16 protein-coding genes, 1 tRNA gene and 1 pseudogene are annotated in these 14,677 nt (G+C 55.6%); 17 read left to right on the top strand and 1 reads right to left on the bottom strand.

Annotated elements, in window-relative coordinates; genetic code table 11:
• Positions 1–147 precede the first annotated feature (147 nt).
• The 7 genes from H8274_RS04615 (at position 148) to H8274_RS04645 (ending at position 5,828) form a co-directional block, all read left to right on the top strand.
• On the top strand, positions 148–1,572 hold the full coding sequence (locus H8274_RS04615; protein ID WP_185933971.1) for a glutamate-5-semialdehyde dehydrogenase: 1,425 nt from the start codon (positions 148–150) through the stop codon (positions 1,570–1,572).
• Between the two features lie 21 nt (positions 1,573–1,593).
• Entirely contained in the window at positions 1,594–2,271 is a 678-nt protein-coding gene (gene nadD, locus H8274_RS04620; RefSeq protein WP_276330074.1) for a nicotinate-nucleotide adenylyltransferase, read from the top strand.
• A gap of 60 nt (positions 2,272–2,331) precedes the next feature.
• The gene (locus H8274_RS04625) at positions 2,332–3,576 is read left to right on the top strand and encodes a hypothetical protein (RefSeq protein ID WP_185933972.1); all 1,245 of its coding nucleotides are present in this window, start codon (positions 2,332–2,334) and stop codon (positions 3,574–3,576) included.
• Positions 3,573–4,010 (top strand): ribosome silencing factor, encoded by a 438-nt coding sequence (rsfS, locus tag H8274_RS04630; RefSeq protein ID WP_049619374.1) that lies wholly within the window; start codon positions 3,573–3,575, stop codon positions 4,008–4,010. The genes H8274_RS04625 and rsfS overlap by 4 nt, the downstream gene beginning before the upstream one ends.
• Positions 4,011–4,281: 271 nt before the next feature.
• Entirely contained in the window at positions 4,282–4,926 is a 645-nt protein-coding gene (locus H8274_RS04635) for a histidine phosphatase family protein (protein ID WP_049619375.1), read from the top strand.
• A gap of 198 nt (positions 4,927–5,124) precedes the next feature.
• Positions 5,125–5,200: transfer RNA gene (locus tag H8274_RS04640), tRNA-Ala, on the top strand.
• A 289-nt stretch (positions 5,201–5,489) separates the two neighbouring features.
• The gene (locus tag H8274_RS04645) at positions 5,490–5,828 is read left to right on the top strand and encodes a DUF2218 domain-containing protein (protein ID WP_049619427.1); all 339 of its coding nucleotides are present in this window, start codon (positions 5,490–5,492) and stop codon (positions 5,826–5,828) included.
• A 168-nt stretch (positions 5,829–5,996) separates the two neighbouring features.
• On the opposite strand, the gene H8274_RS04650 is transcribed toward H8274_RS04645, so the two are convergent.
• Entirely contained in the window at positions 5,997–7,703 is a 1,707-nt protein-coding gene (locus tag H8274_RS04650; RefSeq protein ID WP_244924528.1) for an FAD-dependent oxidoreductase, read from the bottom strand.
• A gap of 281 nt (positions 7,704–7,984) precedes the next feature.
• Here H8274_RS04650 and H8274_RS04655 point away from each other — a divergent pair, with 281 nt between their 5' ends.
• The 10 genes and pseudogenes from H8274_RS04655 to H8274_RS04685 all read left to right on the top strand — a co-directional run bounded on the left by H8274_RS04655 (position 7,985) and on the right by H8274_RS04685 (position 13,699).
• Complete coding sequence (locus tag H8274_RS04655; RefSeq protein ID WP_049619376.1) at positions 7,985–8,248, top strand: metal-sensitive transcriptional regulator; 264 nt, start codon at positions 7,985–7,987, stop codon at positions 8,246–8,248.
• Between the two features lie 469 nt (positions 8,249–8,717).
• A complete protein-coding gene (locus H8274_RS09920) occupies positions 8,718–8,885 on the top strand; it encodes a type II toxin-antitoxin system RelE family toxin (RefSeq protein ID WP_338067693.1) in 168 nt (55 codons plus the stop codon).
• A gap of 225 nt (positions 8,886–9,110) precedes the next feature.
• Positions 9,111–10,267 (top strand): IS3 family transposase gene (locus H8274_RS04660; protein WP_420807973.1). Its coding sequence is split into 2 segments (ribosomal slippage): positions 9,111–9,390 and positions 9,390–10,267, totalling 1,158 coding nucleotides; the frame shifts between segments, so codons are not numbered across the junction.
• Positions 10,225–10,455: an HNH endonuclease gene (locus H8274_RS04665; protein WP_185933973.1), complete on the top strand. Its 231-nt coding sequence runs from the start codon at positions 10,225–10,227 to the stop codon at positions 10,453–10,455. The genes H8274_RS04660 and H8274_RS04665 overlap by 43 nt, the downstream gene beginning before the upstream one ends.
• A gap of 111 nt (positions 10,456–10,566) precedes the next feature.
• Positions 10,567–10,980: a hypothetical protein gene (locus H8274_RS04670; RefSeq protein WP_141670175.1), complete on the top strand. Its 414-nt coding sequence runs from the start codon at positions 10,567–10,569 to the stop codon at positions 10,978–10,980.
• 78 nt (positions 10,981–11,058) lie between these two features.
• Positions 11,059–11,484 (top strand): hypothetical protein, encoded by a 426-nt coding sequence (locus H8274_RS04675; RefSeq protein WP_049619378.1) that lies wholly within the window; start codon positions 11,059–11,061, stop codon positions 11,482–11,484.
• Positions 11,485–11,581: 97 nt separating this feature from the next.
• Positions 11,582–12,045: pseudogene (locus H8274_RS09925) on the top strand (terminase TerL endonuclease subunit); the annotation flags it as partial.
• A gap of 109 nt (positions 12,046–12,154) precedes the next feature.
• On the top strand, positions 12,155–13,021 hold the full coding sequence (locus H8274_RS04680; protein WP_049619380.1) for a 3-hydroxyacyl-CoA dehydrogenase NAD-binding domain-containing protein: 867 nt from the start codon (positions 12,155–12,157) through the stop codon (positions 13,019–13,021).
• Between the two features lie 166 nt (positions 13,022–13,187).
• Complete coding sequence (locus tag H8274_RS09565) at positions 13,188–13,313, top strand: SDR family NAD(P)-dependent oxidoreductase (protein ID WP_197077798.1); 126 nt, start codon at positions 13,188–13,190, stop codon at positions 13,311–13,313.
• Positions 13,310–13,699 (top strand): SDR family NAD(P)-dependent oxidoreductase, encoded by a 390-nt coding sequence (locus H8274_RS04685; protein WP_053093599.1) that lies wholly within the window; start codon positions 13,310–13,312, stop codon positions 13,697–13,699. Before H8274_RS09565 ends, H8274_RS04685 begins: the two co-directional genes overlap by 4 nt.
• Positions 13,700–14,677 lie beyond the last annotated feature (978 nt).

Consider the following 14,677-nt stretch of genomic DNA (forward strand, 5'->3'; position numbering starts at 1 on the left):
GTTTTCGATTATGTTGGGAGAACGGTATCCGGTGAGGTTATATTCCCAGCCCCAACGCCTTCGAAAAAACTGGGGTAACACAGGCAAGTAGCGTGCTTTGTGCGCGCTAACTGCAGCCCGCTCCCGAATTAGCTTATGATATCCCACATGCAAGAGAAGGACATCACGGCCGGAGTCGTACAAATTGCGAAGCAAGCGCGCGAAGCAGCACGCGGGCTTCGGCGGGCGAGCGGTGAGCAGAAGAACGCCATGCTTGAAACGATCGCCACCAATTTGGAAACGGAAACCCCCGCGATTATCGCAGCTAATAAAAAAGACATTTCGCGGGCCGAGGAAGCGGGCCGGCCTGCCTGGATTATTGACCGTCTACGTCTGGATGAACAGCGGATTGCGAGCATTGCCGCCGGAGTGCGCGCAGTGGCGGCCTTACCGGATCCGGTAGGTGAAATCGTGCGCGGCAAAACCCTGCCCAACGGGTTGAAGGTACGCCAAACTAGAGTGCCTATGGGCGTGATTGGCATGATCTACGAAGCGCGACCAAACGTTACCGTAGACGCCGCAGTTCTCGCTCTAAAAGCTGGTAGTGCGGTAATTTTGCGCGGTGGCAGTGATGCCTTCGAAAGTAACCGGAAACTGGTTGAGCTTATGCAAACCGCCGCGCAAGCTAGCGGCTACGCACCAGAATCGATCCAGACCATCGACGCCTACGGAAGGCAAGGCGGCGTCGAACTGATGAAACTGCGCGGCTTGGTAGACCTGGTTATTCCACGCGGGGGAGCCGGGCTGATTCAAACCGTGGTGCGCGAATCTTTGGTACCCGTGATCGAAACCGGAACTGGCAACTGCCACGTTTATATTGACCGCCGTGCAGACCTCGCCAAAGGCCTGCGCATTGCCCTGAACGCTAAGCTCTCCAGACCTTCGGTTTGCAATGCGGCAGAAACGATTCTCGTGCACCAAGATATTGCGGAAGAGTTTTTGCCCGGACTGCTCTCCGGGTTGGTGGCTGGGGGAGTGCGTATACACGCAGATCCCGCAACCGTGGCGATTGCCGAGTACATGAACGCGGCAAATGCGCGCGCAGATGCGGGTGCCAACAAGGCCGCAGAAACGGATGCGGATGCGCCGGAAACGGTAGCGGGAGCGCCGGAAGCGGTAGCGGGGGTGCCGGAAGCGGTAGCGGAAGCGCAAGAAACCGGCGCGCCGGCCGCTCCCGTGCGCATTGTTCCCGCTACTGAGGAGGATTGGGCTACCGAATACCTCGATCTGGAGGTAGCGATTCGCGTGGTCCCGGATATCAACACTGCGGTTGAACATATTTCAACGTTCTCAACCGGGCATACGGAGGCTATAGTTTCTGAAGATATTGCCGCAATCAACTACTTCGAAGAAAGGGTTGATTCGGCGGCTCTGATGATCAATGCTTCCACCCGGTTCACCGATGGTGGCGAATTGGGGTTGGGCGCGGAGATCGGAATATCAACGCAAAAGCTACATGCCCGCGGGCCTATGGGTCTGGAGGAACTCACCACCACCACCTGGATCGTGGAAGGAAATGGGCAGGTGAGGTAGCACCCATCCGGAGAAATAACAGTGAGCGATAAAGAAGAAAATATTCAGATCCCTTTCGACGCCGTACGCACCGGCAGGCGGCGCCGGATCGGTATTATGGGCGGCACTTTTGACCCGATTCATCACGGGCATTTGGTGGCCGCTTCGGAGGTGCAGTACCGCTATAACCTCGATGAAGTAGTGTTTGTTCCCACGGGCAACCCGGCCTTTAAACAAGACCGGCACGTAACCTTGGCCGAACACCGCTATTTGATGGCCGTGATTGCTACTTCTTCCAATACTCGTTTTACTGTTTCGCGGGCGGATATTGAGCGTGGGGGTATTACCTACACGGTGGATACGCTGCGCGATTTGCATCAGATCTATCCGGATGCGGAACTGTTCTTTATTACCGGTGCCGATATTTTGCCGGAGATTCTACGGTGGAAAGAACCGGAAGAGCTGTGGAATTTGGCGAAATTCATCGGGGTTACACGCCCGGGTCACAAGATTTCGGAAGAAGTATTACGCGATAAGCATTTCGAAGTAGTGGAGGTGCCGGCAATGGCAATTTCTTCTACCGATGTGCGGGAGCGGGTGGCGCGCGACGCCCCGATTTGGTACTTGGTGCCCGACGCCGTGGTGCAACATATCCGGAAATATCATTTATACCGGCGTGGCGAATCGCCGACGCAAGCCCCGGCCTCGGTGGATAACTAAAGGTAAGCTGGATCGCAGTAGTAAGTGTCGGTCTAGGTAGCAGGCAAAAAAGGAGAACCAATGAGCGAAGGTGCCAGGCTAACCCGCAAGCAAATGCGTGAGCGGGGCTTATTGGATGCAATCCCGCACGAAGCCACCTCGCCGGTCGAAAAGCTTTCGCAGACGCAAGAAATTGCGCTCCGCCGCCCTTCCCGCAAGGAAATTTTGGAAGCTGAGCGGGCGGAAACGAGTGGGGGCCTAACGCCCACGGCCGCGCCTTCCCCGGCGGCGCCTTCTGCGGGTAGTGCTTCCCCCGCGGCGCCCTCGCCGGCAGCGCCTTCCGCGGGCACGGTTTCCTCCGCGATGCCCTCGCCGGTCACGCCATCTGCAGGCGCGGCTTCCCCTGCCGCGAGGCAGGTGCAAGAAACGGCTGGGTATCCAAGCGGACCGGGCGCTTATCGGGCAAACGATTACGATGATTACGATTTGGGCCGTGCGGATTATCCCGCGCGCACGCTAGCCGCGGAAACCCAAACCTGGAAAGCCCAGGACTGGTTACCGGCGAGCTCGCCTAGCCCAGCTGCGCCGGCGGCGCCAGAGTACGGGATTGGAAAAGCCGCGGCAGCGCCGCAAAATCGGGGCGGTACGGCTGCAGTACCAGAAAGCTGGGGTGGAGCTGCTGCAGCTGCGGAAAACTTGGGGGCGGCGGCGTCGGCACCGGAAAACTTGGGGGCGGCGGCGTCGGTACCCGAAAACGGGCGAACTGCGCATCCGGCCACTCCGGCCACCACGGATCCTTCGCACCCGCACGGTCGGGTTTCCGTTTTCGACCGTTTTGAAGACGATACTGACGTAGGCGAAAGCGGGCCGGAAACCGCAACTTCACCTGCCCAATACGGGGGAGTGTATCGCGGTTTTGACGGTGGGGAAACCTGGCGAAGCGGCACGGATACCGCGCGCGAGGCCGCGGATAGGCCCAGCTTGCAAGAACAGCTACGCAATATCACCATGGCGGATACGCGGCTTTCGGACGAACCGGAGTTCCCAACGGCACCGGAAACGCGCGCGGAACCGGCAGTGGAAGCAAACGTAGCTACTCTCGAACCGGAGCTGGAAGGGGAACCGGAAGCTGCGGAAACAGAAGAACCACAGCGTCGTTCCGGCTATTGGGCAGTGACCATGGCGATTTTGGTGGTTATTGGAGTCGTGATTGGTGTGCTCATCGGTACCATATGGGTCAGACGCTGGGCAATGGGTGAACCGGTAGCTCCGGCAGAGATGGAGACCGCACAGCACCTAGTAACTTATATAAAGGAGATTTTGTGACAGCATCCGAACGTGCGATCGAACTAGCTCGGGCTGGTGCCGCAGCAGCGGCCGAAGTAAAAGCAACTACGATCGAAGCTATTGATGTTTCGGACCGGCTCATTATTTCGGATGTATTTCTTATTGTGACGGGGAGTTCCGAGCCACAGATTAACGCTATTGTGCGAACGGTGGAAAATGCGCTGGTAGATATGGGCGCTAAGCGTTTACGCCGCGAAGGCTTGGGGTATGATGCCGGGTGGGTGCTTCTCGATTACGGTGAGCTCGTCGTGCATGTGCAAGGCGAGGAAGAGTATGAAGAATACGCGCTCCCGAAACTATGGGCGGGTGCCCCGAAAATTGCTCTTGGGCTTACTAACGAAGAACTTGGGCTCGGTGAAGAAACGGATACAGCTGCGCCACGGGCGAGCCTTTCCGAACCCGATACCGTATAGAGCGGCCCGGCCGCGGCGCACACAAAGCGCGCCCATTTGACTTCGTGGTGGCATTCGGTGCTTTCCGGCAACCGGAGGCCACCACATATTTTTGAAAACCGCTTTTTGAAAGCCATGGCTAGCAGACCAGCGCAACAGAAACGACTACAACCGAAATTACTACGGCAGAAACGATTACAACAGAAATCAGCGCAACCGAAATTACTACGATAAAACCGGCGCAACCGAAATTACTACGATAAAAACACTACAACAACTGGAGGAACGAACAGTGGCAGTTGATTCCGTCATTTTCTGGCGGCATGGGCAAACCGACTACAACTTCGAAGGGCGTATCCAAGGCTCTTCGGATATCCCACTAAACGCTACCGGGCTGGGGCAAGCCCGGCTTGTGGCGCCCCACGTAGCTTCCTACAAGCCGGCACGCATTCTTGCCTCGCCCTTGCAGCGCGCATTGGTGACGGCGCAACAGGCTGCCAAACTGCTGGACATGCGGGTAGAAACGGATAAGCGTTTCGAGGAGCGGCACTACGGCCTATGGGAAGGGCTCACGCGGGAAGAAATCCAGGCCAATTATCCGGCAGAATCGGAAATCTGGCGCCGCGGCGGACAGCCGGAAGGCATGCAGATCGAAGATAAAACGGCCTTGGGCAAGCGTGTGGCTGAAGCCGTGTACGAATATGCGGAGCAGATGAACGGCGGCACACTACTAGTGACCGCACACGGCGCTGCTATTACCGCGGGCGTGGCTGAACTCCTGGGTCTGAGCGGCATGTGGGGTGGAATCGCCGGGCTCGATAACTGCCACTGGACGCTTTTGCGCTACCAGGCAGACCGCGAGCAAAAGTGGCGCGTAGTGGCCCACAATCGCTACCTTAGCGATATTGCAGACCCGGTACGTAACTATCGGGAATAGAGCGGCGAGAGTGATTCCGGCTAGGCGGTGAACGCGATTCCGGAAACATGGCTAAAGATGTTCCGGCAACGTGACTAAAGATATTCCGGAAACATGACAAAAACTGCAGTTCCCCAGGCGTGATGGGAATCTCAGGGAAAAGAGCGGCTTTCGATTTGCAGTTGGCCAGAATCTCTACTATTCTTTATCAAGTCGCTCGGGGCTATGGCGCAGTTGGTAGCGCGCTTCCATGGCATGGAAGAGGTCAGGGGTTCGAATCCCCTTAGCTCCACCATTAGGACGCTCATTTTGATACAAAGTGAGCGTCCTTTTGTTTTGCCAATACGCCGCAAGCCCTCACAGGTTCGATTCCGCTGTGCAAAATTAAAATCCCGAACGACTGGTGCCGTCCGGGATTTCAGTAGAGCGCTTGAGATTGGCGGGCTACCCCTGGTGCGATGAGCGCAATAATTGCTGTAAAAGCACCTAACATGGTGCCCATCGTGATAAGTGCTGCTAGCCCGAGAAGATAACACTAGAAAAATTGGTTAGTCTTAGCTATGTTGCAGCCTATGGACGGTGTTATGACTTCAACTGCACATGTGACCTCCGACCGCCCGATGCGTTATGGCAAACAGTTGGCCAGCCATTTCAGTCATAAGATTGAGGCAAGCTGGAATAAAGATTCGGCTACGGGAACCGCAGTTTTCCCCATTGCGGATACCAGTGACAGCGTACGATGTGACATGTCCGCTGACGAAGGTCAGCTCGTGTTGGTACTCAACGGGCCAGCAGAACACATAGGCCAGTTTGAGGAGATTGTCGCACGCCACCTTTTGCGCTTTGCCAAGCCTGGCGAGCTGAAGATCACCTTCGTCCGCGACAACGGGGAGAGCTCTGCCTTCGTTTATGAAGAAGAGTAGCGATAGCTACGGACAAACCTGTTGCAAGGCGACGCAGAGAAGCCCTATTGCAAGGCGACGCAGGGAAGCGTCGAAAGTGAGAACTCAATGTTTGGGCGTGCCTAGGCGCGCCCTACCGAACGGTTCAAATTTCCCAAAAGCCGCGTGAAAATAGAGGTTATCGGCTACTTAGGCAGGCTTGGAAGCCGCCGAATCCATACCCGCCTTCCATGTGCGGTATCCACCTGAAAGGTTCTTGGCCTTGCGTCCATGTTGGCGGAGAATTCTGGAGGCGAGATACCCGCGTAGGCCGACTTGGCAGGAGACGATGAGGTCGCCGTCGGGTAGTTCGTTGATCCGGTCACGAATCTCGTCGAGTGGGAGGTTGATCGCGCCTGGTATCGCGCCAGTTGCGAACTCCCCAGGTCCGCGAACGTCGATCAGGTGCGCGCCAGCCTCCATGAGGCCAGCAACCTCATGCCACTGAACAGACTCGGTGAGCCCTTCGTGCAGGTTGCGGTTGATGTAACCGAGCATATTGATGGGGTCCTTGGCCGATCCAAATGGTGGCGCGTAGGCGAGCTCAAGGTCGGTAAGTTCGGAGGCTGTGATTCCGCCGGCGATGGCAGTGGCGATGACGTCAATGCGTTTGTCGATACCACCTTCACCAACGCCTTGTGCACCCAAGATGAGATCGGTTTCGGGATCGACGAGGAGCTTGAGGTTCATTGACGCCGCGCCAGGATAGTAGCCGGCGTGCGACGACGGATGGGAGTGAATCGCACGATAGGCGCGTCCGGCAGCGCGCAGCCGCTTTTCATTCCATCCGGTGCTTGCCACATGAAGATCGAATACTTGCACGATGGACGTGCCTAGAACAGGACGGTCAGCGGCCTCGCGTCCGGCGATTACGTCGGCGACCATGCGCCCTTGCCGGTTTGCGGTGTTGGCGAGTGCGACGAGGCTGGCATCGCCGGAGATCGCGTCCGTTTTTTCGGCCGCGTCGCCAATGGCGTAGATATTGGGATCGGAGGTTCGCATTGTAGCGTCGACGGCGATTCCGCCAGTTTCGCCGAGTGCCAGCCCGGCTCGTTCGGCCAGAGTCGTATCTGGGCGCACGCCAATCGCCGCCACCACAAGATCAGCCTGGATCTTAGTGCCGTCGGCGAGTTCGACATCGTCCTCGCCGATAGCCACCACGTGCGAGCCGAGGTGGAGGTCTACGCCGTGTTCGCGGATGTGGTCGTGCACGGGAACAACCATTTCGGGATCGAGAGGTGCCATGACTTGGTTGGTTCCTTCGACAAGTACAACCTTCAGCCCGCGGTGGGCGAGATTTTCGGTGACCTCAACGCCGATGAAACCACCTCCGATCACGACGGCGGTTGTCGCGGTTTGTGCGCCGGCCATGAGCGCGTCCGTGTCCTCGATGTTGCGTAATGGTAGGGCGCGCTCGATGCCCGGAATTGACGGGATCACGGGTTTGGCACCGGGGGAAAGGATGAGGGAGTCATAGGCGAGCTCGGTAGTGCCGGACGGCGCGGGGGAGTCCTCGCCAACGCGACGAATCTGAACGGTTTTCGCATCTGGGGTGATGCGCGTGACTTCGGTGTGTACCAGCACGTCAATGTTGAATCGCGCTTTGAGGGCCTCCGGGGTTTGCAGGAGGAGGGCGTCACGTTCTTCGATCACGCCGCCAACATAGTAGGGCAGGCCGCAGTTGGCGAAGGATACGTATCCGCTTCGTTCAACCACGGTGATTGAGGCGTTTTCGTCTAGCCGCCGCAGGCGAGTTGCCGCAGACATTCCGCCGGCCACTCCGCCGACGATGACGTATTTCTTCTGATCCGCTTGTGCAGAGTTGTTCATCTTCATGCCATCAAGATACATACCCATAGGGGTATCTTGCAAGTACCCCCAGGGGTATGTAAAGTTAGCGGCGACGATCTCGTAGCGCGCGAGTGCGCTGCAACGAACAAAAGGATTCAAGGAACAAGGATTCAAGGAACGATGTGCAGACCAGCAAAGTGCAAGACGTGTGGCAAGACGACGTGGGCCGGGTGCGGCCAGCACGTGAATGAGGTCAAGGCTACGGTGCCCGCGAGCCAGTGGTGCGACGGGCATGAAAACAAAAGCGGTAGTTCCGGGTTCTTCGCGCGGATTTTCGGGAAGTAATCATGCAGGTCAACGCAGATGAACTCGATGGCGTGCTCAAGCGGCTCAAGCGGGCGCAGGGCCAAATTGGCGGAGTCATCAAGATGATCGAGGACGGGCGTGAGTGCGACGAGGTGGTCACCCAACTCTCAGCGGTCGGCAAGGCGATTGACCGCGCGGCTTTCGCGGTGATCGCCACCGGCCTACGCGAGTGCATGACCTCCGACGACGAAACCGCCGAGCTGGACGCACAAAAGTTGGAGAAGCTTTTCCTCTCTTTGGCATAGTGACGCAGGAGGGTATGGGGTAATGGCCTGGGCTGGATTAAATAGAACATGCGCTCGATTTCATTGATCAGTGTTTCGTCGTGTTTGAGCCCTAGACGGCCAGCAAGAAGTTCGAGGAGTTCTAGTCTCTGCTTGCTGATCTTGCCTTCGACTGCAGCTGCGTGGATTGCAGCTCGGTAGGGGTTTGGAGCGCCATCTTCGGAGATTCCACTGATTCGCGCCCACAGATCGTCTTCATCTATTTCGATCTGGTTCTTGAATAGCTCTATGTAGCACTGGTATTCCTCGCTGTTGCCTGCGCTCTGCTCGGCAGACACGGTGAGATAGTGCAGCAGTAGACGTTCTTCGTCTTGAACGTCCCTGTCGACGTTGGTGATCCACCACATAGCTGCGCGTACCGCCTCGACAATTCCTGTTCGGGTAACAATGCGCCGGGAAGTTTCAATGATCTGCGCCTCGCGGCGAAGCAATGGGATGCGCTGATCCGCGTGCCTTCGGCAAAGGGGTGACCGCTAATCGCTCGGGCGAGCGGCGTTACCGCGTTGGCTCGTATCGAATTCTTGCACTCATCCACGAAGGAATCATCACGATTGAAGTCTTCTCAATCGGTCGAAGAAGCACGATCTACAACCGTTAAACAATCTCTCAATCAGGGACGGTGGGGTGTTAACGCAGGTCTAGCGATCAAGGCACGACCTGGAGATTAACAAGCGTTACGACCATGCGTGGCGCAAGACCCGCAAACGATACATCGCCGCCCACCCAGTGTGTGCTCACTGCCAGTGGCCTGGGCTGGATTAAATAGACCATGTGATTTGAGCGTGTCTTCCGTGACAGCCCCTGTTGGGCAGGAAGACTGGTAATCATGAAGAAATTCTCGAAGCACACCCCTGAGCAGATTGTGGCCAAGCTCGAGAAAGCCCGGGCCTTGAAGGCCTCGGGTAGTACTGTGGCCGAAGTCTGCCGTGAACTTGGCGTCAGCGAGGCAACCTACCATCGCTGGGTCAGGCAGTACGGCAACATGTCCCGCAGCGAAGCCCGCCGCTTTAAAGAGCTGCAGGAAGAAAACACCAAGCTCAAGCGCTTACTCGGGGAAGCCGAGTTGGAAAAGGCGCTGCTGAAGGAGCTTGCGGAGGGAAAATTCTGACCCCGGCACGCAGGTATGAAGCCATCGATTACGCTCTATCTGTGGGTTATTCGGTGCGCTTTGCCTGCCGGGTCGTCGGGGTTTCCAGAGCGGCGTACTACAACGCCCGCAAACGCCACCAGGAGCCAAGCGCGGATAAGTACGCCGCTCTGCGCAGTTGGCTGGTCACCTTCGCTGGTGAGTACCGACGCTGGGGCTATCGCCGCGCTTGGGTGAAAGCCCGACAGGCCGGCTTTACCTGTGGCCGTGATGTGGTGCGCCGCCTGTGGCGCCAGGAGGGTCTGCGGGTCTTTCCTCGCAAAGCTGCTAAGCGACGCTGCTTGCCCGTGCCAACACCCCGCACGCAGCCAGCGGCGTGTCCGGGGCAAGTGTGGGCGCTGGACTTCCAGTTTGATAGTGACTACCAAGGCAAAACCTTCAAGATCTGCAACGTGATCGACGAGTTCACCCGTGAGCATGTTGGTTTCGAGGTCGCTCGGTCAATTACCGCTACTGCGGTGATTGACCTGCTGGAGAATTTAGCCGCTGTGCGTGGTGGTAGACCTCGGGTGTTGCGTATGGATAACGGCCCGGAGTTCATCAGCCATGAGCTGACTCAATGGGCAGCCAAGCAAGACACTATCGAAGCGTTCATCCCACCGGGAATGCCCTGGCATAACGGGTTTGTGGAGTCCTTCCACAACCGGCTACGTGACGAGCTGCTAGAAGACGAGATGTTCGACGACCCTGCCCACGCGTCGCACTGCCTGCGACTGTGGTCAGAGCGTTACAATACGCATCATCCGCATTCGAGCCTAGGATTTATCCCACCGACTGAGTACGCCAACCAATGGCACCAAACCCAGGAAGGCACTCAAACCGACCGGTCCTAAAAACTAGCCCGGCCCACCAGCAAGCAGGACGGATCGCTCCAGCGGCCGAGGTCAACCGCATCATCCTGCTCGAACATGGCGCCACCTACGCAGAGAACAATCTGCAGACATTATGCATGCCCTGCCACTCCAAGAAAACCGCGTATGACGGTGACAGGTGGCGGACGGTTACCCACGAATGCTGCTAGTTGCTGCAACATGCCATCATCCGCTCTGATTCCGCGATTACCTATTGATAATAAGTAGACGTGACTTATATCATTAACCAGTACAGTCAAAACTCTGATATTAGAGGAGTTATGTCAAAGAAGACGTGGCATGGGATTGTGGCGGGCACAACCGTTATGGCGCTAACTTTAGGGTTCTGTAATGTAGCTTATGCATCGTCTTTGGACGGATCTTCGATTGGGAGCACAGCAACAAGCAGGGTGAGTGCATCGCCAAATATGAGTGACGCTGAGCTGACACGTATTCTTACGGCGCTTGAAAACCTGCCGGAGGAACTCAAGCACGCTGACCCGCGGACGACACCAAACTACGAACAACGGCTTTCAGAGGCGCTCCACGGCATGTGCATTGGTGGGTCACCGGCACGAAAACTCTACGGCGGCGAAAAGGGGATTTGGCGTGCGATCAGGTACGGCTGGGCAGCTGCAGACATTGGCGAAGAAGGCGCTAAGTTCTGGAAATGCTCCTGGGTGTTGACGGAGTGATCAGTGCTTGCTTCAGCTAGATTGACGGAAGATCCGGATTGGAAGCCGTCCCCTTTTGCGGATCAGTTTACTGGACACATGATCACGGGTTCGATCGTTGGTATTGGGGTGCTCATCGTTAGTGATATTGCCGCATATTTCTTTGTAGAAGAACCATCGTATGCGCTTATCTTTATCGCAATTGCCATCTCGGTTGTCCTTAAAGAGTTTCTGTGCACAGTTCATAGCCAGTACCGCAGTAGAAAGTTCAGGCATCCAATCCCAGGTGGTTGGGCGGTTCCATTCACCGATGTGATCCTCACTCTTATTTCCTACTTGTTAGTAGCCGGGATATTTTTCCAATTGAGTACCGCGCTCACCGTTATCGTGATTGTAGCTTTGGCTCTCGAGATTTTTACCCAGGTTGCTACCAAGAGTTGGGAGCGTGGAATGAGCACAGGAGAACTGCGAACTGCTCTACAAGAGACGAAAGAAATGACCATAGAACTATCTAAGGAAGATTAACGCCTTAGTTTGTGCAGTTCAGGTTCTTGGTGGGTGTTGTATGTGCTTATGCACGTACAGCACCCACCAACACATTTATATATCCCACGGTTTCTAACCCATTGAGAAAGTCGGGGTAGTGTGTGAGCAGGCAAGCAGAATCCGGTTGAGAAAAACACATTCTGCCAGCTGCGTTTGAACCAGTGGATCAATCAATTCGCGCGGTGGATGCCCATGCACGTCTGGAACGTTAACAACGCACTCGTTGACCTGTCTGATTTGTAGGGCTGGTTTGTTAAGGCGGTCTTGACCTCGCTTCGACGACGGATGACACGGCGTTCGTTCTCGTTTCCGCCCGAGACTGGTGACGAGCCGTACGTGATTGTGCCGTGGTTTTGGATACCGCAAGACAACCTGAAACTCCGCGCCGCCCGTGAGCACGTGCCTTATGACTTGTGGCAGCAACAGGCTTCCTGTAGACCACTGAGGGCAACGTGGCGCATTGGCTATATCGAGAAGTTAATTGAGGATCTTGGTGCCCGGTTTGATATTCGCGAGATCGCCTTCGACCGGTGGGGCGCGTTCCACAGCTGGAGCAAATCGTGGGCATCTGCTGGATGGGGCCCGCCCCTTAACTTCCGATCATTAAGCGATTACCCCTCGGAGCAAAGAGAGGAGTACTCTCGTTGCCATGAATACAGCATTGCTTGTAGGAGCTGGTCTGATCGGCATGTCGTTCGCGCAACGTTTTGTCGAGGCTGGCTGGAACGTTCACATCACCGACGTCGTGCCCGAAGTAGAAGATCAGGTTGCGAAAACTTTCGGCGATAAGTTTGGGACGAAGGTAACGTTTTCCACCGATCTGAAGAAGGCCGCCGAAGGAGTGGACTTCGTGCAGGAAGCGGGGCCGGAAAGAATCGATATCAAGCGTCAATTGTTTGCCGACCTAGCTGCAGCTACTGGCGAAGGAGTGCCACTCGCCTCGTCGAGTAGTGCCCTCCTGCCTTCGAAAATAGCTGAGGGCAATCCTGCTGCCGATCGTATTCTCATCGGCCACCCGTTCACCCCGCCGTCGATAATGCCAGTGCTGGAAATCGTTCCTGCGCCGAGCACCTCACAGCAAACCCTCGACCGGGCCCGCGAGGTTTACACCGAGATTGGTTTCGATCCATCGCAGCTGAAGAAAGAGATTCCCGGGTTCGTGGGCAACCGCATCCAGAAAGTTGTTTTGTGGGAACTTATCGGTCTGGTACAAGAAGGTGTTGTAGACGTCGAGGAAGCCGACCGCATTGTCCGCAATTCTCTGGGATTGCGGTACGCCACCGTGGGGCCATTCGAAGCCAACCAGCTCGGAGGAGGCAAACAAGGTGTGCGTGGGCTCTTCGGAAATATCGCTTATTCTTGGGACGAAACCCTCAAGGCTCTCCAGCCTGACCTAGACAATATGGAAGATATTTTCACTGCTATCGAAAAGGCATACGGAGATGATCCGGAGGCCCGCGCAGCCAAGCGCGATCACGACCTCAAGGGTTTCCTCAAAGTCAGAGAAGAAAAATAACACCAGCCGTGCAAAATACGCGCGTTACGCTGCCCTGTAGTTAGCGCGGTAGTCCGTAGCTAGCACGATAGTTTGCGCAGTTAGTTTGCCCCGGTAAATTGCGCGGTTACGTATAGTTCTCGTATGCCACACAAGTGGCAACTCACTGTTAGCGAAGGAGCAATACATGACGGGAATTCTTGCCGAAAAGGTTGCGATTATTACCGGTGGTGCCAGCGGCATGGGCGCAGAGAGCGCAAAGGAATTCGTCAAGCAAGGTGCGAAGGTCGTTAGCAAGTTGTGCCAGTTATGAAGGAACAGGGCGCGGGCGTCATCATTAATATGTCCTCGGCAGCCGGCTTAGTGGGGCAGGTTTCTACGGCAGCATACTCGGCCTCGAAGTTTGCGGTGCGCGGCCTAACGAAATCTGCGGCGATGGATCTGGGACTTTCCGGAATTCGCGTGCTTTCCGTGCATCCCGGTTCGATTGCCACGCCCATGACGGGCGTCGACGCCGAAGAACCACTGGCGTTGGCAAGCTTGAATCGGCATGGCAAGCCGGAAGAAGTGGCGAAGGTAGTGGCTTTTGCTGCCTCGGACGGCGCTTCCTACATTACCGGTACCGAAATCGTTGTGGATGGTGGCCTTGCCCTTGGTGATACACCCCAGATCTACGGAATGCTGTTCGGCGGCCAGTAAACAGACCAGCAAACAGCCAGTAGAAAAAATAACGCAACTCATTGCATATTTTCGGAAGTCAGCAGGCGAAAGCCGCCTGCTGACTTCTTTTTCTGCGAGCGCAAAAATACCGGCCGTCCAGAAAAACCGAAAATAGCTGAGAAGCATTTCGGAGTTACTGCAATCTATTTTCCGAGAAAATATGCCGAGTCTGTCAGAAAAATCTTTGCCAGTGAAGCAAATAAGTAGTAGAGTCGGATGATAGTGCGGAACTTAGTTCCACATGGTGGAGGCGCACCCTTTCGGGTTGGTCACATATTTGGTAAAACATGCGCGGGTTGTAACCTGACAATTCTCAATTCCGCGGCTTGAATCGGGACTTTTATCCCGAAAATTATTCCTGTCCGGATGGAAGGGTGGGGCCATTTTGGTACGAATGTCAGTATCCCCGTCCACCGGGTCGCAAATTAACTAACCGAGTGTTAGAAATTTGATAAAAAAGTGCCTGTATGCGAAATTTTGGCACGGCAGTACCAGTGAAAAATTCACGCCTGCGCGAATTTTGAATCAGTCAAGATGCCAACTTTACGGCGCTAGGACTTTTAGTAAGCGGAAAACTGAGGCGGTTAGTGAAAGCTGGAATGGTTTAGCCCTCTACTGCTTTTGTGAACTTTTTGAACCGCCCGCTTTCCTTGTAAAATCGCCGCTGTGGGGAATGTAACAGAATGATTGCGAAGCGCGCGCAATTGGTTAGGAAATGGCGGTAGTTGTAGTTTCACTTATCGGGCCGGGCGGAGGGGCGTTTAGTGAATTCTGCGAGGCGCTGGGAAAAGGTCTGCATTTTTACTGGTAAAAATGTACTTTTTCGACGGGCGAAATTTTGAAAATATTGCGAACTGGTTGAAACCTGCTCAATTAATGCATGAAAACGCTGTAAAAGAACGTTTGTCTAAGTTCCGGGAAGCTGTTAGCCTCCTTCTCATGGTTACAAAATCGAGC

Origin of the sequence: Actinobaculum suis, from assembly GCF_900618115.1 — a bacterium.
Classification (GTDB): domain Bacteria; phylum Actinomycetota; class Actinomycetes; order Actinomycetales; family Actinomycetaceae; genus Actinobaculum; species Actinobaculum suis.

Excerpts from the sequence above, each read along its gene's own strand:
- H8274_RS04615 (WP_185933971.1), top strand. The coding sequence starts at position 148 with ATGCAAGAGAAGGACATCACGGCCGGAGTCGTACAAATTGCGAAGCAA.
- H8274_RS04625 (WP_185933972.1), top strand. The coding sequence starts at position 2,332 with ATGAGCGAAGGTGCCAGGCTAACCCGCAAGCAAATGCGTGAGCGGGGC.
- H8274_RS04645 (WP_049619427.1), top strand. The coding sequence starts at position 5,490 with ATGACTTCAACTGCACATGTGACCTCCGACCGCCCGATGCGTTATGGC.
- H8274_RS04650 (WP_244924528.1), bottom strand. The coding sequence starts at position 7,703 with ATGGGTATGTATCTTGATGGCATGAAGATGAACAACTCTGCACAAGCG.
- H8274_RS04655 (WP_049619376.1), top strand. The coding sequence starts at position 7,985 with ATGCAGGTCAACGCAGATGAACTCGATGGCGTGCTCAAGCGGCTCAAG.
- H8274_RS09920 (WP_338067693.1), top strand. The coding sequence starts at position 8,718 with ATGGGATGCGCTGATCCGCGTGCCTTCGGCAAAGGGGTGACCGCTAAT.
- H8274_RS04665 (WP_185933973.1), top strand. The coding sequence starts at position 10,225 with ATGGCACCAAACCCAGGAAGGCACTCAAACCGACCGGTCCTAAAAACT.
- H8274_RS04670 (WP_141670175.1), top strand. The coding sequence starts at position 10,567 with ATGTCAAAGAAGACGTGGCATGGGATTGTGGCGGGCACAACCGTTATG.
- H8274_RS04675 (WP_049619378.1), top strand. The coding sequence starts at position 11,059 with ATGATCACGGGTTCGATCGTTGGTATTGGGGTGCTCATCGTTAGTGAT.
- H8274_RS04680 (WP_049619380.1), top strand. The coding sequence starts at position 12,155 with ATGAATACAGCATTGCTTGTAGGAGCTGGTCTGATCGGCATGTCGTTC.
- H8274_RS09565 (WP_197077798.1), top strand. The coding sequence starts at position 13,188 with ATGACGGGAATTCTTGCCGAAAAGGTTGCGATTATTACCGGTGGTGCC.
- H8274_RS04685 (WP_053093599.1), top strand. The coding sequence starts at position 13,310 with ATGAAGGAACAGGGCGCGGGCGTCATCATTAATATGTCCTCGGCAGCC.